This is a genomic window from uncultured Roseovarius sp. (assembly GCF_947489715.1).
GTDB lineage: Bacteria > Pseudomonadota > Alphaproteobacteria > Rhodobacterales > Rhodobacteraceae > Roseovarius.
Genome location: NZ_CANLER010000009.1, coordinates 50,645 through 70,959 on the forward strand (window position 1 = coordinate 50,645; position 20,315 = coordinate 70,959).

The 20,315-nt window shown below is 52.9% G+C and carries 26 protein-coding genes and 1 tRNA gene; 18 read left to right on the top strand and 9 right to left on the bottom strand.

Annotation, left to right across the window (positions count from 1 at the left end; all coding sequences use genetic code 11):
* From Q1B27_RS19405 to Q1B27_RS19435, 7 genes are read left to right on the top strand one after another with little or no spacing between them, the layout of a single operon-like run.
* A complete protein-coding gene (locus Q1B27_RS19405; RefSeq protein WP_299850119.1) occupies positions 1–378 on the top strand; it encodes a hypothetical protein in 378 nt (125 codons plus the stop codon).
* Positions 375–629, top strand: a complete 255-nt coding sequence (locus Q1B27_RS19410) for a hypothetical protein (protein ID WP_299850121.1) — start codon at positions 375–377, stop codon at positions 627–629. Before Q1B27_RS19405 ends, Q1B27_RS19410 begins: the two co-directional genes overlap by 4 nt.
* Entirely contained in the window at positions 626–1,045 is a 420-nt protein-coding gene (locus tag Q1B27_RS19415; protein WP_299850123.1) for a DUF5681 domain-containing protein, read from the top strand. The genes Q1B27_RS19410 and Q1B27_RS19415 overlap by 4 nt, the downstream gene beginning before the upstream one ends.
* Positions 1,042–1,269, top strand: a complete 228-nt coding sequence (locus tag Q1B27_RS19420; protein WP_299850125.1) for a hypothetical protein — start codon at positions 1,042–1,044, stop codon at positions 1,267–1,269. The genes Q1B27_RS19415 and Q1B27_RS19420 overlap by 4 nt, the downstream gene beginning before the upstream one ends.
* Positions 1,266–1,562, top strand: coding sequence for a hypothetical protein (locus tag Q1B27_RS19425; protein ID WP_299850127.1), 297 nt, complete (start codon positions 1,266–1,268; stop codon positions 1,560–1,562). The genes Q1B27_RS19420 and Q1B27_RS19425 overlap by 4 nt, the downstream gene beginning before the upstream one ends.
* A complete protein-coding gene (locus Q1B27_RS19430; RefSeq protein ID WP_299850129.1) occupies positions 1,559–1,936 on the top strand; it encodes a hypothetical protein in 378 nt (125 codons plus the stop codon). Before Q1B27_RS19425 ends, Q1B27_RS19430 begins: the two co-directional genes overlap by 4 nt.
* Positions 1,933–2,220, top strand: coding sequence for a hypothetical protein (locus Q1B27_RS19435; protein ID WP_299850131.1), 288 nt, complete (start codon positions 1,933–1,935; stop codon positions 2,218–2,220). The genes Q1B27_RS19430 and Q1B27_RS19435 overlap by 4 nt, the downstream gene beginning before the upstream one ends.
* 52 nt (positions 2,221–2,272) lie before the next feature.
* On the opposite strand, the gene Q1B27_RS19440 is transcribed toward Q1B27_RS19435, so the two are convergent.
* The 3 genes from Q1B27_RS19440 to Q1B27_RS19450 form a co-directional block, all read right to left on the bottom strand.
* Complete coding sequence (locus tag Q1B27_RS19440) at positions 2,273–2,845, bottom strand: N-acetyltransferase (RefSeq protein ID WP_299850133.1); 573 nt, start codon at positions 2,843–2,845, stop codon at positions 2,273–2,275.
* 435 nt (positions 2,846–3,280) lie between these two features.
* The gene (locus Q1B27_RS19445) at positions 3,281–5,035 is read right to left on the bottom strand and encodes a hypothetical protein (RefSeq protein ID WP_299850135.1); all 1,755 of its coding nucleotides are present in this window, start codon (positions 5,033–5,035) and stop codon (positions 3,281–3,283) included.
* Positions 5,036–5,806: 771 nt separating this feature from the next.
* Positions 5,807–5,983, bottom strand: a complete 177-nt coding sequence (locus Q1B27_RS19450; protein WP_299850137.1) for a hypothetical protein — start codon at positions 5,981–5,983, stop codon at positions 5,807–5,809.
* Between the two features lie 632 nt (positions 5,984–6,615).
* On the opposite strand from Q1B27_RS19450, the gene Q1B27_RS19455 reads away from it, so the two are divergent.
* Positions 6,616–7,773, top strand: coding sequence for a Hint domain-containing protein (locus Q1B27_RS19455; protein WP_299850139.1), 1,158 nt, complete (start codon positions 6,616–6,618; stop codon positions 7,771–7,773).
* A 469-nt stretch (positions 7,774–8,242) separates the two neighbouring features.
* Here Q1B27_RS19455 and Q1B27_RS19460 read toward each other — a convergent pair whose 3' ends face one another.
* Together Q1B27_RS19460 and Q1B27_RS19465 are read right to left on the bottom strand one after the other, a co-directional pair.
* Complete coding sequence (locus Q1B27_RS19460) at positions 8,243–8,488, bottom strand: hypothetical protein (RefSeq protein WP_299850141.1); 246 nt, start codon at positions 8,486–8,488, stop codon at positions 8,243–8,245.
* Between the two features lie 187 nt (positions 8,489–8,675).
* On the bottom strand, positions 8,676–8,915 hold the full coding sequence (locus tag Q1B27_RS19465) for a helix-turn-helix transcriptional regulator (RefSeq protein WP_299850143.1): 240 nt from the start codon (positions 8,913–8,915) through the stop codon (positions 8,676–8,678).
* Positions 8,916–9,013: 98 nt separating this feature from the next.
* Between Q1B27_RS19465 and Q1B27_RS19470 the strand changes: the two genes are divergently transcribed.
* The 7 genes from Q1B27_RS19470 (at position 9,014) to Q1B27_RS19500 (ending at position 11,825) form a co-directional block, all read left to right on the top strand.
* Positions 9,014–9,640 (top strand): hypothetical protein, encoded by a 627-nt coding sequence (locus Q1B27_RS19470; RefSeq protein ID WP_299850146.1) that lies wholly within the window; start codon positions 9,014–9,016, stop codon positions 9,638–9,640.
* A 13-nt stretch (positions 9,641–9,653) separates the two neighbouring features.
* Positions 9,654–9,776, top strand: a complete 123-nt coding sequence (locus tag Q1B27_RS19475; RefSeq protein WP_299850150.1) for a hypothetical protein — start codon at positions 9,654–9,656, stop codon at positions 9,774–9,776.
* A 33-nt stretch (positions 9,777–9,809) separates the two neighbouring features.
* The gene (locus Q1B27_RS19480; RefSeq protein ID WP_299850156.1) at positions 9,810–10,283 is read left to right on the top strand and encodes a hypothetical protein; all 474 of its coding nucleotides are present in this window, start codon (positions 9,810–9,812) and stop codon (positions 10,281–10,283) included.
* The gene (locus Q1B27_RS19485; RefSeq protein WP_299850158.1) at positions 10,280–10,627 is read left to right on the top strand and encodes a hypothetical protein; all 348 of its coding nucleotides are present in this window, start codon (positions 10,280–10,282) and stop codon (positions 10,625–10,627) included. The genes Q1B27_RS19480 and Q1B27_RS19485 overlap by 4 nt, the downstream gene beginning before the upstream one ends.
* Complete coding sequence (locus tag Q1B27_RS19490; protein ID WP_299850160.1) at positions 10,600–10,962, top strand: hypothetical protein; 363 nt, start codon at positions 10,600–10,602, stop codon at positions 10,960–10,962. The genes Q1B27_RS19485 and Q1B27_RS19490 overlap by 28 nt, the downstream gene beginning before the upstream one ends.
* A 115-nt stretch (positions 10,963–11,077) precedes the next feature.
* A complete protein-coding gene (locus Q1B27_RS19495; RefSeq protein WP_299850162.1) occupies positions 11,078–11,290 on the top strand; it encodes a hypothetical protein in 213 nt (70 codons plus the stop codon).
* A gap of 46 nt (positions 11,291–11,336) precedes the next feature.
* Positions 11,337–11,825, top strand: coding sequence for a hypothetical protein (locus tag Q1B27_RS19500; RefSeq protein WP_299850164.1), 489 nt, complete (start codon positions 11,337–11,339; stop codon positions 11,823–11,825).
* Between the two features lie 560 nt (positions 11,826–12,385).
* Here Q1B27_RS19500 and Q1B27_RS19505 read toward each other — a convergent pair.
* Both Q1B27_RS19505 and Q1B27_RS19510 read right to left on the bottom strand, forming a co-directional pair.
* The gene (locus Q1B27_RS19505) at positions 12,386–12,640 is read right to left on the bottom strand and encodes a hypothetical protein (RefSeq protein WP_299850166.1); all 255 of its coding nucleotides are present in this window, start codon (positions 12,638–12,640) and stop codon (positions 12,386–12,388) included.
* Positions 12,641–13,257: 617 nt separating this feature from the next.
* Positions 13,258–13,333, bottom strand: a tRNA-Thr gene (locus tag Q1B27_RS19510).
* A 221-nt stretch (positions 13,334–13,554) separates the two neighbouring features.
* Between Q1B27_RS19510 and Q1B27_RS19515 the strand changes: the two genes are divergently transcribed.
* Positions 13,555–14,400 carry a hypothetical protein gene (locus Q1B27_RS19515; RefSeq protein WP_299850168.1) on the top strand — a complete coding sequence of 282 codons (846 nt, stop codon included), beginning with the start codon at positions 13,555–13,557 and terminating at the stop codon, positions 14,398–14,400.
* Between the two features lie 141 nt (positions 14,401–14,541).
* Here the strand turns inward: Q1B27_RS19515 and Q1B27_RS19520 are convergent, their stop codons facing one another.
* Positions 14,542–15,954: an aminotransferase class V-fold PLP-dependent enzyme gene (locus Q1B27_RS19520; protein ID WP_299850170.1), complete on the bottom strand. Its 1,413-nt coding sequence runs from the start codon at positions 15,952–15,954 to the stop codon at positions 14,542–14,544.
* A 29-nt stretch (positions 15,955–15,983) separates the two neighbouring features.
* The gene (gene cysK / locus Q1B27_RS19525; protein ID WP_299850172.1) at positions 15,984–17,090 is read right to left on the bottom strand and encodes a cysteine synthase A; all 1,107 of its coding nucleotides are present in this window, start codon (positions 17,088–17,090) and stop codon (positions 15,984–15,986) included.
* 259 nt (positions 17,091–17,349) lie between these two features.
* On the opposite strand from cysK, the gene Q1B27_RS19530 reads away from it, so the two are divergent.
* Together Q1B27_RS19530 and Q1B27_RS19535 are read left to right on the top strand one after the other, a co-directional pair.
* Entirely contained in the window at positions 17,350–19,608 is a 2,259-nt protein-coding gene (locus Q1B27_RS19530) for an ATP-binding protein (RefSeq protein ID WP_299850174.1), read from the top strand.
* Positions 19,605–20,315: a response regulator gene (locus Q1B27_RS19535; protein ID WP_299850176.1), complete on the top strand. Its 711-nt coding sequence runs from the start codon at positions 19,605–19,607 to the stop codon at positions 20,313–20,315. The genes Q1B27_RS19530 and Q1B27_RS19535 overlap by 4 nt, the downstream gene beginning before the upstream one ends.

Consider the following 20,315-nt stretch of genomic DNA (forward strand, 5'->3'; position numbering starts at 1 on the left):
ATGGGTTTTGATGTAAAGGCCGCACTTGCCCGTGCGCTGGAAGCTGAAAATCAGAATAGCAGGGATGGCGATGCTGCTAATCCCGCTAATCCTGCTAAACGACCCCACCAAGGCGGGCAAAGTTTAGCGAGTTTAGCAAGTTTAGCGGGGAGCCAGACCCTCTATTCCGAAATACCTAATACGTCGAACCCGAAGAAAGCGCATAGCTGTGAAGGGGGTATCTCCCCTCACGGCACTTCCCCCGGAGGTCGACCCGTCACTCACACCGGCAAGGTCGTTTCTCTCGATGCGTGGCGTCAGCTCTCGGTGTGGGAAAAGCATGGCCCAAGCGGCCAATGCTGGGATGGGCGCACGCAAGATTGGGAGGAGTTGAAATGACCCAAGCCGACCACATTCGCGATATGGCCGTCGAAGCCGCTATCTATGTCGTTTCGACGGCTGGCACTGCCTCAGACGCCCGAACCCGCCTGCGTCACGCAATAGATTCACTTCTTCCAATGCTGCGCCTGACAGCAGCACAAGAATACGCTGCGGAAATCAGGTCATTCGTCAATCCGGCGCGGATCGATATCGATGTCTCGGTCGTGACCCGGAGTGGTGAAGTATTCAGCACAAGGGAAGCAACATGACCCGTAATAACGGACGAAATACGGATGGGACATTCTCTGAGGGCAATCCCGGCAGGCCAAAAGGTGCGCGTCACAGGACAACCAGGGCAGTCGAGGAACTGCTGCAAGGCGAGGCCGAGGGTCTGACCCGAAAGGCAGTGGATCTGGCACTTGAGGGTGACACGACGGCGCTGCGCCTTTGCCTGGAGCGGATAGCGCCGCCGAGAAAAGACACCCCCGTCAGCTTTGACCTGCCTTCTATGCAATCAGCCAGCGAGGCCGCAGACGCCGCTCAGGCGGTTCTGCAGGCCGTGTCTGATGGTGAGCTTACACCACTGGAGGCCACAAGTGTCATGGGGCTGGTGGAGAGCTATCGTCGGACGTTGGAAACGTCGGAATTAGAGAAACGTATTGAGGCATTGGAGGACCGGAAATGAGCAGGTTGATTACCAGGCTACAGAAACTTGAGGCACAGGTGCCGGTCGCCGGTGAGCAGATTACGGTGATCCACCATCTCGTGGAAAAGACCGACGAAGGCCCAAGGGTTTATGGAGCGCTGTCGCCAGCGGGCACTTTCGCGCGCGACGACCGCGAGAGCGAGGAAGAATTTAAGCTTCGCGTAGCCGAAGAAACCACGGCGTTTGTGGAGTTAGGCGAATGAAGGCGCTGAACAGCCGATTGCTAAAGCTGGAACTGAGAGCTGCAGAAATTGCAGCGAGAAACCCAGACGGCAACAAGTTGTGGGAGAGGTTGGAGGAAGTTGCATCTCGCCTGGATTGGAATGCCATGACCCCAGATTGGGTCGCAGGGCAATCAGTAATCACGATCATTGTCGCAGGATTTCACTGCCCTCAACCTCTCCCGGACGCCGTGAAAAGCAGAGTGCAGGAACTAGCTCTGTCGGATGACACTGTTGGCAAACTTGCCAAGTTGATTTTGGAGTTCTCAGAATGAAGCCTCTTCAGCGCAGATTGGAAAAGCTGGAAAACGCCATGCCTTCGGCTAATGTGCCATCTATCATTTTCATCAGTTTTGTTGGTGCTGAAAATGGCAAACCCAGCGGTGACGATTGGCTTGGTTCGGCGGTAATTATCAATTCCGGCTTTGGGGATATTATTCGCGGTGAGGAAGAAACCGAAAACGCATTTCGCCGCCGTGTCTACGCGATGAAGGTTCTCAATGGGCAACTGGACGAAATGACAAACGAAGAACTAGAAAACGCCCTGGCTGCGGGCAGTGAAAGGCTGGCTAAGGAATTGCTCGCGACAGGATCAATTAGCGATGAGAGTTTGGAAAAAGCAGCAGGTCTGGAATGGAGCGAACAATGAACATCAAATCAAGATTGGAACGCCTGGAGAAGTTCAACAGCAAAGGGCTCGAAGTGATAATTCCCACCGTCAAGTTCATAGGAGGTGAGACCGAGGCGGATTGCACCCATGCGATTGCATATTGGGGTGATGGACATTCATTCCAAGTTGAGCGTGGGCCGAAAGAGAACTCCTCAGAGTTCAGCCAGCGCTTTGTCGAGGAATACATGGCGGAGATTCAGGAGCAGCTATCTGACAAGAATACAAGGGTGGCTGTTTTAGAACACGATGCCGATTTGCTTTAACGGTTGGTCAAATTGGTTTGGTTTGCGGACAAAGTGGACGTTAAATCAGCCGTTATCGGGCAACTCGAAACATTGGAAAAAGAGGTGGCGCTTGATCGGCTTTGATTAAGCCCATCTCTTCGAAACCATGTCGTTTATATAGCGATAAATTTGCTGGATTCGTTGATTCCAAGTAGGCGGGCCTTCCGTCCTCGTCACAATGCTTAAGACAGGCTTCTAGCAAGGCCGAACCCGATCCTTTGCCTTGGTGAGCAGGGTCAACTGCAATAAACGCCAGATGCCAGCAATCTTCATTGGGATGATATTTTTCCATCTGCCCGAACGTTTCGAACAACGCATCATGCTTGTCCTTAGAAACCGTTTGTTCGAAACAAGTAACAAGCTGCTCTTCGTCAGGGTGTATAGTTGGGGGAAGCCAGAGCGCCCCCGCCGTGAATTCATCGTTACGGAAGGCGCTGCCGTGATCAAACGCACGTCCACCAAAGAAATCCATCACGAGCGGGAAGTGGCGTAGAAATTCTTTCGGCTCTGGATACAACCAACGCATGAATGGATCAGAGGAAAAGCCGAGGGTCAGGTTGCTCAGGACTTGGGGGGCTTCATCTCGGTCTGATGCCTTGTACATTTTTCGCGCTCCAATTGGCTGCTTAGTATCAACCTTATACTCGGAACAGCTCAGCACCGAGGTTTTTTAGTCAAATGCACACTGTAACACTTCATGTGAGTGCAAATACATCGGTCGGCTAACATGCACTCAGGTGGTGCTGGTGAAAGCCTGCAAATTGCCAACATGGCATCAGGACGGGCAAAGCAGTTTCTGCAACGTCTGACCAATGACCGAGCACGGCAAATCCTCGTGGATGCCATCGAAGACCCGGAACTGATGAAGGTGCTTCTCGGTAGGCCGAGCGGGCTCAACTCGCCTCGCGTGGAACGGATAATGTCGCGGTATCTGACGGGGACGGTGGGGGCTTCTCTACAAAGAGAGCGTGACTGATTGAAACCTAGATGGCTCTTGAAAGGGATTTAGTCTGTTTTGGATTACGCGGGCAAACTGTGGCTAATAGCTTTTTCTCAGGTCTATCTTTGATGCTGCGGAGGGGTCTTGTGAAAAAACCGAGGGCTTTTGCTTGCTCATTACACTGGCAGGCGCTTCTTTGTTCTGCGCTTTGACCTTCAACAAGTCTTCACCCTCAAATTCGCGTGCTTTACGGTCCGGGGCGACTGGTTCATCAGGGGCGTTGATACGTGCTACAACATCGAACAGATACTGGGCCAATTCTCGCCATTCATGATACTCCACAGCGCCCAGACTTCTTACCTCCAATGGAACACCTGGTTTCTCTTCTTCACCTACCGTTTCAATTCCAAATGCGCGACCTGCCTGATTTTTTGGCAGAACTTCAAAGCCCCATGTGATCAGGTCGTGATCTTTGAGTTCCTTAAGCCACTGACCTGAGGTCAGGGATGGGATTTTTAAATTCTCTGTCCGTGACTCTGAAGAGAACATTGGTGCCTCTAGGCCTTTGAGGGAATTGTCGAGCGCTTTTTGATTGGTTTTGGGATTGGCACTGAATCTCTGTCCGTATCGAGACAGCGTTTTGCCTCTGAGACCCTGCCAGAGTTCGATATCCATCGTGTCTTTGAATTTATCGAACAATTTGTTCGTGGATTTTTCCCACTCAGCTTTTTCAACGTCTTTGTTGAGGCTTAGCCAAAGCGCTTTGTACTCTTCGACGAAAGATGCATAGGGATTTGCTGCTGTTTCATCGACAGTACCAACCACATTCATCACATCGGCAATCAGCTGCTCCGCTTCAATCTTAAGGCCATACTCTTTTTCAATTGCTGAAATCAGATCAGGAATGGACATGCGGGACAGGATGGGAATAGCGCCTTTGGGATAGGCCACATCTTTGCCAGCTCTACTTGCCGCGATAACATATTGCGCGAGCAATGCGACCAGACCAGAGTAAGAGTTCTTCTGTTCTGTTTTGGGTTTTTCGGCCTTTTCGCTTTGCAATGATAGCGCCGCTTCGCCCGTTTCTTGTACGTATTTGCGGGCACTTAATTTGTCTGCTGGGTCAGTTGCCTGCAAGAAATGCGCAATTCGATCAAGCCGGATACCGCCTGTAACCTGCGGCTGCGCTGTCAGTGGTTTTTTTGGTGTAATTTCTACATCCTCGTACCCTACCTTCATATTCGCAATATCCTTGAGTGGTGTTTTACCCTCAAGACCTTCAAGTTTTGCTCCAAACTCCATGAATCTGTCGAATACAGAATCGAAGGAATCGCGGTCCGTCTCACTCACTGCGTGCGTTTTGAGTTCAGCGACCGTGTATTCCTTACCGGGAACTTCTTCTGCGGCAAGCTTGAAGGCTTGCGCTTCGTCTATGATTACATCGTCACGTTTAAGTTCGGGTGGTTGTTCAGCAGCATTATCTTTATCCTTTTCTGCGCGGCTCAATTGCCAGTTGGTTTCAAATTCGAATCCGACCAGCCGTTGAATCACAGCAGAATTTGAATTTGTTGTACCTTGGGTAGCTGCATCTTTAAGTGCGGACTGCTGAACCACACGCGGGCTCGCCTCCAAGGATTGTTTGAGGTTAGATTGTTGGTCCAGGCGGGCGCCGAATTCCGATTTATGCTCTAAAGCTTCTTCTTCAGCCGGTAGTCCGAATTCTTGCTGATTTGAATCAGCGCGATCATGAACGTTTGGGCTTGAGCCCGTCGAGCGCCGCGCACCTGAATTGAATGCCGATTGATCTTGTTTCGCGGGACCTTTTCTTGAACTTTTACTCGCGAATTGTCGCATGATAAGTTCCTTAAGAAATTAGCGGGGCAGAGGCTTCGAAGCCAACAAGATATCTTGTAAGAGCATGCGCCCAACAGGGCTGAAAACGAATTAATAGCCTGTGACAACAACCGCACCAATCACGGTCGGATTACAAATTGAAAGCCGCTGCTTGTGTGACTTTACCACATCCTCGAAAATCTGGGAACTGGGTCACCAATGGCGTCTAGCACGTGGTTCGGCACCTCAACTGTTCTCTTCGTCTTGGAGAATGAGATTTAGGCGGTTCGTCTCTGCCCATGTGCGGAAGACTTGTCGGCGGAAACCTCACCCAAGCCCAGATGCTCGCCATTATGGAGCGCTTTCTACACGGAGCGCCCGTGCCTGATGCAGATGCGCCGGAACGATACTCTTGCGAAAGTTAGGCCTATTGATGCCCAAAGAATCCCTCTCTTTGACAACGGGGATTTAGCTGCTGGATCTGGTGTTGTACTTAGAGAAACAAGATAATCCCGACGTTCACAGCAAACACTTTTCGTTTGGCATTTCGGCGGAGCGCAAATCGCTAAACGCTTGATGAAAAGAGATTTTAGAGAATCCACTTCGGTTAACTTTTTATTAAACACGAACATGTTAGCGATAAACACAGCTGGTTTGCGACTTTTAGATTTAGGTATTGCTCGATTACCAATAAATTTCTTTGAGGCGCAAGCCAGCGCGAGTGAAATCCACTTTCCGGTTCGAAATACCTGGCTCAACTGTTCGTCAATCCGTCGAGGTTATCTAGAATGTCTAAGGCGCTGTCGTATCGCCACGCATTTTCCGCAGTCGAACCATTTCTCTGTACTGTTCCATCGCAAGTTCGGCTGCACGTTGCGGGCTATCCGCAGTGACAAACACGGCATGGTCATCCGGGGACGTTGCCCGCCACTGGTCGTCACTAAGCTGCTCGAGGTGGATACGTTTCATATAGATTACCTTACGTACCGTTTGATGTTCATTGCTATTTCCCATTAGGGCACTGAAGCTCCAGCATTGTTAACAAGTTCAGCTGCCATTTATGGGAGACAATAGTTGAGTAAAAAAGACGACGGGCACGGCAACATCATAGCCCGAGCCGTGTTTACAGCTATTTTTTACTGATTGGCGTGGCTATGATATACGGCTTGATTGCTTCAACGCCGTTGTTTTTGCCAACAGCAGCGGCTTGGGTGCTCGGCTCTTACACCGCACTGGTGATTGCATTAGGTCTGGCCGTCACCTGGACATTCAAGTTTTGAACTGGGTTTTGTCTAGCGACGCCTAAACGAAGCCTCGCGGCCATCAGACGCATCTTAAAAAATGACCGGGAGATGTGTGAGAGCAACTGGTGCTTGGTGGGAGCAGCGGTGGGTTTAGCTAGCGGCCCTCACACAACGCTGACAACTAGAATCAATTGATAAACAAAACGTGCTTATCTGGAAAATGGCTGCTCTGCGGACTTAGCTGCCGTCGGTCAGTAAAGCTTTGGGTTTTACCTCATATTCATCATGTTTCTTTACTGTGGATTTCACTAAGAGACGCCGGGACTCCTTTGAAACGCAGTTGGGTCGGCGCGCCCGATGTTCCTGAGCGATGAGGAATCTGCAGTGGTCGACTACACAAATGAGGCCCTATATTTGGGTGCCCATACAAATTTCTATTCTGATAATGGTGTAGGCTTGGTCGGTCACACCATTGGGTCAGCTGGAACGCCCGCTCACCAAACCAACTTGGCAGTTGTGACCCATCATGATTACGGGGGCGATGGCACGGCTTCATATTACGATGGCGATGCAATGTCGTATTCTGTTGACGAAGGTTCGACGACCACAAGCGGATTTGAGAATGTTCTCATTATCCAGGCTACGATTACCTATACAGATGGTACGTCCGATTATACCGGGAACTTCATTGTCAACCAAACCGCCGACGGATCGGTATTCGTCGTGTCTTGGAGCGACCCGGCCAACCCATCGAACGTTGCGCTTGAGACAGGTCGGATTGAAACTTTCACAGTCAATAGTGTTGGCTTCTACGATCCAAACGACGGCGATTCTCTACCAAATGCAGAGCTCACTTTTGTATGTTTTGCTCAGGGTACATCAGTCGAGGTTGATCTTGGCAGAAGTAAGAAAGTCGACGAGTTGTCGGTCGGTGACCTGGTAAAGACACGTGACCACGGCTTGCAACCGATCCGCTGGATCGGTCGCCGGTTCCTGCGGCCTGTCGACTTGATGCTTTCACCCAAATTGCTGCCCGTGAGATTTGTGCCCGGCTCTCTCGGGGATGGATTGCCCAGGAAGGACCTGTTTGTCTCACCGCAACATCGCATGCTTGTGAGATCAAAAATCGTCAGGAGAATGTTTGACGTTGACGAGGTGCTTTGTCCGGCAACGAAACTCATCGCATTACCCGGCATTGAGATTGCAGGCGAAACTCGTTCAGTCACCTACTTTCATCTTCTGTTTAACCAGCACGAGATTATCTACGCTGAAAACGCACCCACTGAAAGCATGTTCACTGGCCCCCAAGCCTTGAAAATGGTGGGGGCTGAGTCACGAGAGGAAATACTCGCTATTTTCCCCGAGGTCGCAGAGGTTGGCTATCAACCAATTCCAGCCCGCTTCATACCCAAGGGTCGCGATGTTGCCAAATTGGCAGAACGGCATGCGAAGAACCGCAAACCGCTTCTTTCTCTGGGCGAGTTAGCACACCAGAGAGCAGTGCTTACTCATTGAAACTAAATGACCGAGATTGGACGCCATCTAATAGCTGAAACACTTTCAAAGCAGCCAACGAATAGCGGCTTTGTCAGCATTTGAGTCCAGAACAATCATACAAATGCACTTGAGCTTTTGATGAGGTGGTTACGGGAATCCCCGAATAGCTAAGGAAGTAGTGCGGCTTTACAAAGTGGTATCAACTCAAAAATGGTTTTCAATTATGCCCAAGATTAAGAAATCCCGAATTACACATTTGAACACGTTCACCCGCAATTTGCCTACCAGGCCTGTAGAGAATGAAGGTGGGAACGAGAGTTCACTTGATTGCCCCGAGACGTTGGAAGAATTTGAAAACACAATTCTGGAGCTGTTTTCCCCTGCTCAAAATAAGAGCATGAGACTTAACTGAGTTGCTAAGGCTAAACTCCTTTTCAAGAACTTTCAGCGCTGCATCCATTGCGACCTGTTCTGTGACGAACGGAATTCAAAAACTTGTAGATAATGAAACAGCATTGCTTTCAGGTCGATTTTTAGGGAACGCGTCTTCAAAACACTTCGCCAATTTAAGGAGAGTTATGGCAGCATCGCTATTGCTGTTTCGGGCAACTTCATAGCCCGAGAATTCAATCAACATCGCGATAGTTTTCTTGATGTTTTCTAGGTTTCCCGAAGAAGCTTCCACCATCATTTCATCGCAGAGCTTTGCGGCTAGTTTTTCTATTTTCGACATTCTTAGACCAATCTCCACAGGGCATAGAAAAACGAGAAAACTGGTAACTAGGTATCATCGTAAAACAATTGAAACCATGAGACAGATCAATGCCAAAATAGGAAACAGACTGTCATCACGTCACCCATGGTAGTAATGCGTGGCAATACGACAGCGCCTTAGTCATCCTCATTAGCCAACATTCGCTCTAATCTCGCTTCTTCAACCTCACTCCAGGGCCACCACCGTTTTCGGGGATGAATTCGATGCCAGCCTCCATCAGAGCGGAATGAACCGCCTCTATATTGGAGCCACGTGCATCAGGAAATCCATCGCTCTTTTCCATTCTCTTTATCGTGGATTCAGCGACCCCTGCATGGTCGGCGAGCTCTTTTACAGACCACTTTAAGTAGCCCCTTGCCATTCTGATCTGCGCCCCGACTAACATTTTGACCTCTTTTGGTTTAATTGTGACCCAATATGGTTGACATTGGGTTGCTTTTGACCTATTTTAGTTCACAAGACACACAAAAACAAGAAAATGCCATGACCATGACCATCAACCGCTCAAAAGTCTTTTCCCTCGCCTGGATCCTTGCCCGCAAGCAGCTTTGGTCAAACCGTCTGCCTGCGTCTGAACTCCGCAACCTGTTCCCCGATGCCCTGCGCCGTGCATGGGCTGAGATGAAGCGCCGGGCAGTGATTGCCGCCGAGCGCGCCGCGTTGGTTCTGCGCCCGTCTGTGAATATCGCTTCCGAAATCGAAACCTTGGAAAACCGTTCTTATCTGGGCCACGAAGGTATCACCCGCCTGTCTGCCCTGCGCAGTGCCTATCACGCTTCCTGCGCCCGCGAGGCCGAGGGAAAAGCCAAGGCGGAAATGGAAGCCAAGCGCCGGATGATTGCCGCTGCCAAGGGACAGTTTGTCTCGGTCACCTTCACCAAGAAAGACGGCAGCGAACGTGTCATGCGCGTGCAACCCGCCAAGCTCAAGTTCCACCTCAAGGGCAAGACAGCTTCAGAGAGCGCCCGTAAGGCCGCGCTGACGCGCGCCAAGCGTCACCCGCACCTGATGCCCGTCTGGGACGCAGAGGCGTCTGAGCCGCGCTCTGTGAACCTCGCCACCATCTCCCGCATCGCCGTCAATGGCGCGGTGCATCACTTTTCAGCTTGAAGGAAAAAGAACGATGTTTTTTCGCTTTGCCGCATTCATGAAGAGAACCTTTCCCAGGCTCAACCTGAACTATCTGGGCGACCCGATTGCCAGCTTCCGACAAAGGCAGAAGCTCTTCTTTGATGAGCCCGAATGACCAAACCAGCCGATAGCAACGGAGAAAAGTATCATGGGTAAACAACAATCAGACATGCAATGCGATGCAACGGATTCTCGCGCTGTCATCGTCTCAACCATGGCCGCAGAAATCGAAGGTGATGAGTCAGCCAGTTACAAGCGCGGCTACCAGGACGCGATCAAACGCACTTGCGAACTGATCCGCGCATTCGAGGAGATGGACACTGTCGAGACCGATCCTCACATGGCCTGGTTCAAGGAATGGAAGGCAACCCGTGAAGCATGGTGCAGAGCGGCAGCAGGTCCCGATGAAGACTGGGACATGCCAGCCGTTCGCGCCGCAGAGGCGGAGACGGACAGGCTGTCCGCACTGATTAGCAATACCGTCGCGAAAACCCGTGAAGGTATGATGGCGCAAGTCGAATACTGGATTGCTGATTGGGGTGACAACAATAGCGAGTGTCACCCTGAAATCGCAGTTCTGTATAGCCTTCGGACGACGCTCAAGAAAGGACTGGCCGCATGACTGTTCAAGATACCAAAATCACTGCACATGCTGATCCGGCTTATGCCATGTACCAGGAATGGCGCGATGCACTCAAAGAGTGGCTACAACGCTCCGACACTGACGACTGGGAAGCGTCGCACATGGTGGAACTGGAAGAGCGCTATATGTCGATTGAAAACGCGGTATCGGAGAAGACGCCGGAATCCATACCACAAGCCGCGCTTGTTGCGATGATTGTCTGGAACAATGAGCGGCCAGATGAGCGTAAAGGCACACCTGAATACGAAGCTGAACTTGAACAGCCCTACATGCAGCCACTGCTCCGTCTGCGAGAATGGGCGGAAAGCGTGTTGACCGCATGACCTGCGGCGTCTGCCATCCCGAGGCTTTCCGAGAGGGTCAGGGGCGCGTGTTCGGATACGCGGTTGCTGACCGCCCAAGCCGCGTGGCGGCAGGCATCCGTCGGCTTCACTATCTCGGGGCAGAGCACGTGTTCACTGATGAGCCAAAGGGCCGTGTGAAAGACCGTCCCGGCCTCAAGATACTGCGCAAGGTTTTATGCCGTGGTGATAGGGTTATTCTGGCAGATGAAAAATCACTGGGCACCAAGCCCGCCTATGTCGAAGCGAACATCGAAACGTTTGAGGCTCGGGGTATCAACGTCGCTATTATGAGAAAGGAGTATTTTGGAAATTAGAAGCCCCGCACATGGGAGCATACAAGGCCTCTAACTCCAAACCACAATCAAACGGTATGCGCCCAATCAACCACACGACTATGAAACTCGAGTTAAGCGATAGGGAAAATTCTACATGCCTCTGACAATGGATGAATACGAGTACCTGCGCGAGACGATTGAACAGGTCAAAGGACTGGCCGCGCTGGCCAAGCTACAAGCGCAGGCGGAAGAAACTTCCCCTCAACCAGGGGAATATCTATCCGTGCTGCTGAGCGCCCTGGGCCGCGCATGCGACGACGCGATAGCCGTTGCCGAGGGCATGGTGGAGGTGCCCGACCTTTCCTAGTTTGTTCAAGTGAACTTTTTACCCCATGTAGGGGATTTTTTGACGAATGAATTACTACCAAACCAATAGACAGTGGTCAGACCAGTTCCTGCCGCAGATCAAACGTATTGTGGGCAGCCACCTTCTGGAGACCGCACCGGATCCACTGGACTGGCACCAAGCCACGGATTTACTCATGCTCGATGCCCGTGACATGCGGATCGCCGCACGGGTGCGCCGACCGGGTTATGCCAATCTTTATCCGCATCAGTTCACCATCCGCTCTCGCGTCACTTCAGGGGTAGAGACGGAGCTTTCCAAGATAGTGAACGGCAAAGGCGACTGGCTCTTCTACGGCCATGCCAACGCCGCTCAGACCGCCATTGAGAGCTGGTATCTGATTGACCTGCGTGCGTTCCGGGCAGCGCTGATCCGACAGGGGGCCGATGGCTTGGTGTGGGGGAACAAGTGCAATGCCGATGGCACGCGGTTTACCTGGTTCGACATCAGGAGCTTTCCCGATGAGCCGAAGCTGGTGGTGGCTAGGTCGCTTTAGTGAAATTGGCAGTTACGGCAGTTTTGGTCTCACTTTGAGAAACAATTGCTCTGTGCAAACCGCTAAAAGATAAACGCGAATAACATTACAAGCTTGGATGAATAAGCTAGTATTGTGACGAAAGTCATCGAGTGTTGGTGCATTGAGATTCTCTCGAATGGCTGCTTTGTCAGAGCAACTAGCATGCTCACTTTAAGATTGCCTGAATTTCCGCTTAGAGCCCAAAGTACCAATTACTGCACTAGGCATGAACGGCAACTTTTGCTTGTAGATTCAAAAACCTTCCAAAACTCCAAACGTTTTGTCATCGGGTTAGGATCGTCACTTAGTGCTTGCTGGCCAGGAACCTAGGTTTCACAATTCATGTATCCAAAGGGAGCATTGCTATGATTTCGAAAGAAGTTCTTGAATTGATTGAAAAGCGAGACCTCGCTGATGAGATAAAGGCAATAATCCTCATATCCCATCCCTATTCGTTATGATGGAATGCTAGATACCACACCAATTGTCCCCCATGTGCCTCTTTACAAGTGAAACATAATTCACGAGGCATCTTCGGGTCAGAACGCCAATCCATAGCCAGGTAGCCCATCGTTACACTTCTTCTTTGCGGCAAGCGGGCATTCGGCGGCAACAATCCATTCTTCAATTTTCTCGTCAGGTGCCCCACTGTGCAGTAGCCGTGCAGCTTCTTCTCGACAATGAAGTTGGGCTTTGCACCTTTCCTTGGGCGGCATCCATATCTCGCGGAGCAAAACTACAAGAACAAACAACAAAGTCATTCCAGCAACGCCGGACATAACTGTGAATACCAACAACATAACCTCGACAATCCCTCATTGTGGATATCCGTGATTACACAGGACGTATTAAGTATTTGCTATCGGCTTACCTGTTAAAGAGGGGACGAAACCACACTTATTGTCACCCATATGTCCCCGAGCAAGCTTGGAATCTTCCCTAAGCCGAATTTCAAAGATTTTCGGAATCCAGCTACTAATCGCAATAGCTTAACGAAGGCCAGGTTATCCTAAGCCTTTCGGTGCACGTCAGGCTTGGTGGTGGATGCCTTATAAAACTCACGAAACAATAGCGTGAACGTATAAAGCAATACCAAACAAGCAAAGCCAGTGATGGCTGATAATAAAGCAAATGCACCCATGTTAGTTTCCCCTTAGTAGAGATTAATCATTTGCATCCGAAAGATTAAGAATTTGCTATCAAGAGCAGCTTTTTTCGATTCTAGGAAACTTCGAGTTCAATTCGGCTGAGACGGGCATGTTAGTTGTGCCAGATTGCGGACAACTGTGCAGGTGCCCGGATATGCCGATAAATGCACTGAAATCGCGCCACTTGTCCCCCATATGTCCCCCAAAACGCGTGTATGCTCCAAGGTGACGGGGCGAGTTTTCCGCTAAGTCATTGATTTTGCTGGTGCCCCCACACGGACTCGAACCGCGGACCTACTGATTACAAATCAGTTGCTCTACCAGCTGAGCTATAGGGGCACGCGCGCTTCAATACGCAGGAACAATTGCCATTTCAAGACGAATTCTCAAGTAAAATGTAGTTATTCGTCCAAATCCGTGCCTGCGCGATGTTCCTGCCACACCGAACGGTGCGGCGACATGTGTTATGCTGTTTAACTACTCATAAAACCACGTATATTGCGCCTGTATTTTATCAAACCGGGGACCGGATGCAGGTCGTTCTTCACGCAGGCGCTCATATGACGGATGAAGATCGTCTGATCGATTGTCTGGTCGGGAATCGCGATCTGCTGGCCAAGAATGGTGCGGAAGTTCCCAGCCCGGGCCTTTATCGCAAGTTGATCCGTGGTTTGTTGAGAAATGCTGCGAAAACGTCTTTGGGGGAAGACGCGCGCGATCTGGTGATGGACGCCGTCGCCCCCACGCAGGAGCCCGAGCGCCTGATCCTTTCTGGTCCCAGTTTTCTTGGCACTCCCAAGATGGCCGCGGGGGGTGGGACGTTATATTCCTCAGCGGAGGCCCGACTGGGATATTTCCACCAGATGTTCCCACATGACAGGATCGAATTTTTCTTTTCCATCCGCAATCTGGCATCGTTCTTGCCGGCGATGTACGAGGCGACGAACTTCACCTCCATGTCCGAATTCCTGCGCGGGATCGATCCGGTAGAGATACGGTGGTCCGACATGATCCTGCGATTGCGCGCGTCCTATCACGATATGCCCATTACCATCTGGTGCAACGAGGATACGCCGTTGATCTGGGCCGAGATCCTGCGCGAAATGGCGGGCCTTGATTCCATGGCCGTTCTTGACGGAGAATTCGCCCTGCTGGAAGAGATCATGTCGGAACCAGGCATGGAGCGCTTCAAGGCATATGTCGCGTCGCATCCAAATATGACAGAGGTTCAGAAACGCCGGGTCATTGCTGCCTTCCTTGACAAATTCGCGGATGATGACGCGATCGAAGAAGAACTGGACGTGCCTGGATGGACCGAAGAACTGGTTGACCGGATGACAGAGTTTTACGATGAGGATGTGTTTGCCATTCAGCGCATCCCCGGCGTCAACATGATTACACCCTGACGTGAGGGTGAGACGTTCAACCCTCTTACTCGCGCGAGACTATGGACAAGATGTCGAGTGTTTTCGAGGGTTGAAGACACATCTGGTATCCCAGAAGGCTGTTGGCTCGGGCAGTGGTAACGCTGTTTCTGACCTTCCAGGCTAATGACTGACCTCAGCCCAGATTCGCTGAAACTTACGCGCCAGTAATTGAATGTGCTGCGGGCCTGTCTCATGGCTAATGATCGACACGCGCAAGACGCGTTGCCCTTGCCAATTGGCGCAACGGAAGAAATGCCTGCCGTCTGCGTTCATCGCCTGCTCCATTTTGAGGGCCATGTCATCGGCCCCTCCGTTCCTGTTTGGCGCGAAAGACAGCACCAGTTGATTAAGCACGACATCGTTGAGAACGGTGATACCGGGAATGCGGTTCAGCTTTTCCGCCAGTAAACTGGCACAGTCGCAATGGTTGCGGACCATATTGGCAATGCCGTCGCGCCCGAGCGTTTTCAACGTGGCCCACACGGCAAAGCCGCGGGCGCGTCGCGAAAGCTCGGGGTTGTAATGGGTCGCGTTGCGACCGTCACCAGGGGCATCGGAAAGATAACTGGCCGAGATGTCCATCGCACGCCGATGCGCATCTTTGTCCCGAACAATGGCAAAACCCGCGTCAAAGGGCGTTTGCAACCACTTGTGACCATCGGTCGACCAGCTGTCAGCCCGGTCAATCCCGTTTGTCAGGCTGCGGGTGGTCACATTGGCCCGTGCCCAAAGGCCAAAGGCCGCGTCGACATGCAGCCAGGCGTTATGCCGGTCTGCCAGATCGGCCAGCGCGCGGAAATCATCAAACGCGCCTGAATTGATATGTCCGGCGGTCGCGATCATGATCTTCGGGCCGCCGACCTGCGCCATGCGATGTGCCATATCTTCGGGCATCATCCGCCCCTGATCATCGGTTCCGATCTCGACGACATTCTGGTTGCCAAAGCCCAGGTAACGCAGGGCGGCCAGGTTCGACACATGCGTTTCCTCGGAAACGAAAACCGTGACGGGCGGGGCATATTGCAGACCTGTTTCAGCCACATCGTACCCGGCGCGGCGCAACACCTCGTCCCGCGCAGCGGCAAGCCCGATAAAGCCAGACATTGTGGCACCGGTGGTTATTCCGACCGAGGCCTCGCGCGGCAGATCAAGAATATCCAGTACCCAGCCACAGGCCACTTCCTCGGCGGTGGCGGCGGCAGGCGAACACTGGAAGATGCCCGCATTCTGACCCCAGACAGATGTCAGCCAGTCTGCCGCCACACCGGTTGGGTGCGAACTGCCCATGACCCAGGCGTGAAATCCGGGTTGGGTGTTGCCCACCAATCCCGGCTCAGCCGCGCGGATGAGATCGGCAATAACCTCTTCTCCGGCTTGACCCTTGGCGGGGAGGTCCCCGCCAAAAGCGTTGCGTAATTGGGCCAGCGTGGCTGTCGGATGCAGGTTGGTCTTGTTGCAACGATAGTTGTTGGCATAGGCCGATGCGGTGGCCAGGGGACCGGTCAGGTCCGGGAAGGAATGTATCTGTTTCATTTCTGATGGCTCCGCGTGGGCTGGAAGGGTCAGGCGTTGACAGTTTCGGCCAGAGCCTGAGCCGGCGCGCTTGACGCCGCAGCGACAGGCGTGTCGAACCGGGCACCCGGGGTGGACTGTGACAGCGCGATTTCGTCTTCGGTCATTTCAACCGGCACGTCTTCAAACAAGGGGGTCGACAGGTAGCGTTCGCCGGTATCTGGCAACATCACGAGGATTTTCGAACCGTCGGGGGCCGTTTTGGCGACTTCAAGCGCCGCAGCAAAGGTCGCGCCACCGGTGATTCCGCAAAAGATACCCTCTTTGCTGGCCAAGGCCCTGGCCATCGCCAACGCATCTCCGCCGGCAACGGGCTGCATATGATCAACGTAGCCCCCGACCAAAGCCTGATTGGTCAGATCCGAAATGAAATCGGGTGACCAGCCCTGCATCGGGTGGGGGTTGAACTCCGGGTGGCTGGCGGCAGCACTGCCATCGGCGTTGAAGGGCTGCACCATGCCACTGCCCAATAGCTGCGCGTTCTCCGGTTCGGCAGCGACGATCCGGGTCGCAGGGCTTTGCGCCTTGAGAACGCGTGCCACGCCGGTCAATGTCCCACCAGTGCCAAATCCCGTTACCCAGTAGTCCAACCCGTTGTCGCCGAAATCACGCAGGATTTCCTGCGCCGTGGTGCGGCTGTGAATATCGGCATTGGCCGGATTTTCGAACTGGCGGGACATGAACCAGCCATGTGTCTGCGCAAGCTCACGCGCCTTGGCAACCATGCCGCTTCCCTTTTGGGCGGCGGGGGTCAGAACCACTTTTGCACCCAGGAACCGCATCAGTTTGCGGCGCTCGACACTAAAGCTGTCGGCCATGGTCACGACCAGCGGATATCCTTTTTGTGCACAAACCATCGCCAGGCCAATGCCGGTGTTTCCGCTGGTGGCCTCGATGATCGTCTGCCCGGGCTGAAGCGACCCATCGCGTTCTGCGGCGTCGATCACGCCAATTGCCAGGCGGTCCTTGACGGACCCCATCGGATTGAACGCTTCGAGCTTGGCAAAAAGCTCAACACCATCCGGGGCGATATTGTTGATCTTGACGATTGGGGTGTTACCGATCGTATCTAAAATCGAATTTTTGATGTATGACATGGCTGGTTTTCCTTCCCATCAGGGTGTTGCGATGAGACCGGTTCTGGACGCTCAAAGTTGCAATCTGTTGTCTTGCAAACGGCTTTTTGTTTCATTGGTGAAACTTGGGGCGCTGAATGTTCTTGAACGTGAAAGTTCATTTTTTACAAATGGTTATGGTGACTCCATTCAACACTGGGCCGACCGTGACTGATACAATTGAAACAAAACATCCTTTCGCCGAAAACCGGTTGAAACATTGGGCCGATAGACAAGGAATATGACAATCGGGACTGACGCCAAATCCTTCACACGAAATCCAGCTGCTGCCGACCTGGTCTGGGACGCGATCGAGGCATTATCAGAGGGCATTGCCGTCTATGATGCCGACCACCGGCTTGTGACCTGCAACCAGCGCTACGTTGACATGTTTCCCTTGGTGGCCGATCTGATCGACCGCGGCGCTGTTTGGGAGGATCTGGTCAGAGCTGGCGCAGAGCGCGGGCAATATACGGATGCCCTGGGACGGGTCGAAGAGTATATTGACGAACGTCTGGCGACCGGACGCGTGTTCAAGGATACCCATGCCACGCAGAAACGGGTTGTCGAACTAACCGACGGGTCGGTCTATGAAACCCAGTTCAGCCCAACCAAGCAGGGCGGTTTTGTCGTTGCGAATATCGATATAACCGAGCGTCGTCAGGCCGAGGCGATCGCCCGTGAACAGGAACGCATCCTGCGGACGGTTCTGGATACAAGCCCGATGGTGGTGGTGATGGCGCGGCTTGAGGATGGGCGCATCCTTTACCGTTCACCCGGTGCGGTGGCTCTCTTTGGTCAGACAGCGAACGCATTGGCGCATTATGTGAACCCGCAGGATCGCGATAATTACATTGCCGAACTCAAAAAACACGGCCGAGTCGATGATTATCACATCACGCTCCGAAATGCCGAGGGCAAGCATTGCGCGACGACATCATGGGGTCGGCTGGTCGAATTCGAGGGCGAAACATATGTCGTGACCGCGATTATGGATCTGACCGATCAGCAGGAACGTGAAGCGTTGATCCGGCAGGTGCTGGAAGCCTGTCCTGCACCGATCCAGATGACCAAAGCGGAAACCGGCGAGGTTTTGTTCAGCAGCCCCGAGACGATATCGCTCTTTGGCCGCGTCGATACTTCCAAGCAGTTCTATGCGGATCCGGATACCCGCGCCGGGTATTTGAAACAGTTGCGGCGCGACGGATCAGTCACGGAGTTCAAGGCGCAATACCTAAATGCGGCAGGTGAACGGTTCTGGGGGGCGGTGTCGGCCCGGTTGATCCAGTATGATGGCGAAGAGGTGATCGTGTCGCATACGCGCGACCTGACCGATCAGCTGCGGATCGAAGAGGAACTGGCCCAACAGCAGGATCAGCTTTATCAGAATGAAAAGATGTCGGCGATGGGCGAATTGCTGGCCGGGGTCGCGCATGAACTGAATAATCCGCTTTCGGTGGTTGTCGGCCATTCGCTGATGCTGCGCGAGGATTGCAAGGATGCCGAAACCCTTCGGCAGGTCGACAAGATCAGCGATGCCGCCGAGCGTTGTGCCAAGATCGTCAAGACATTCCTCACGATGGCGCGGCAACAACCCGCCCGGATGCAGCGTGTCGACATAAACGAGATCATCCAGACCGCCGTAGATGTCGCACGTTACGGTGACAAAGGTGCGGGTGTCGAAATGGAGGCACGTCTGGCTGCCGGTTTGCCCAAAATCTGCGCCGACCCCGATCAGATCACGCAGGTTTTCATCAACCTGATCCTGAACGCCGAACAGGCGATGCGCGACAGCGCGACCGGCTCAGGTATTACCGTATCAACGAAAGCCACCAAAGACGGGCAGGGCATCGAGATCACCGTTGAAGATGACGGGCCGGGCATCCCCGAGAACCTCCGCAGTCGTGTGTTCGAGCCGTTTTTTACAACTAAGGATGTGGGAGAGGGGACAGGGATCGGACTGGCGCTCTGTCACCGGATCGTGCAGTCGCATAATGGTCGCATCACACTGTCTTCGGGGTCGGGTGAGGGTTCTCGTTTCAGGATTTTCCTACCTTTGGAGATCGAAACCTCACCGCAACCGGAAACTGCCCGAATGTCCGACGCGGCCACCAGCAGAATACGCATCCTGATCCTGGATGACGAAGACGACGTGGCCGAATTGAACGCAGAAATCCTGACGCGCAGCGGATACGAGGTTGATGTTTTCAACAACGCGACACTGGCGGTCGCAAGTATGAAAAAGCATGATTATGGCCTGGTTCTGAGCGATCTCAACATGCCTGAAACCGATGGCCGTGGATTCTTCGACGTCATCAAGCGGGAATTTCCGCAATTGATCAACAAGACAGGTTTCGTGACCGGTGATACGATGGGGCGGGCGTCGCAGACCTTTCTGGCCGAGGCAAAGCGTCCATGTGTCGAAAAACCCGTATCCCCAAAGGAACTCAGGGCCTTTGTGTCTGACATCATAACAAAAGCAGAACAGGAGCCGGAATGACCTCCACAGCAACCATCCTGGTATGTGACGACGAACGCGACGTGCGCGAGATGTTACAGGAATACCTGTCAAAACGCGGGTTCGACATTGTCGCGGCTGCCAACAGCGACGAATTGCGCGCGACATTGGATAAATCGGATGTCGACCTGATCCTGCTGGACATCAACATGCCGGGTGAGGATGGATTGACCACATTGCGCACCCTTCGGACCAGCAATCAGGTGCCGGTGGTCATGCTGACCGCTGCGGGGGAAGTGATCGACAAGATCGTCGGGCTTGAGATGGGGGCCGATGATTATCTGGCTAAACCCGTCGACCTGCGAGAGCTTGAGGCACGGGTCAAGGCGGTGCTGCGCCGAAAATCCGAACCTGTCCAGAAACCAGCCACGGGCGAGGCACCAGCCACCGCTCCTTTTGGTGCGTTCACGCTGGATCTGACCGCCGCCCAGTTGAAAACCGCCAGCGGGGATGAGGTGCCGCTGACGGCGATGGAATTCAACCTGCTCAGCCTTTTTGCCCGCAACCGGGGCCGTGTCCTGAACCGTGACCAGATTCTTGAGCAGGCGCATGATCGGTCCTGGGATCCCTTCGATCGCAGTATCGACATCCGCATCTCGCGCCTGCGCCGCAAGATCGAACCGAACCCGCAGAAGCCCCAAATCATCAAGACGGTCCGCGGGATCGGCTATATCTACGACCCTGATTGA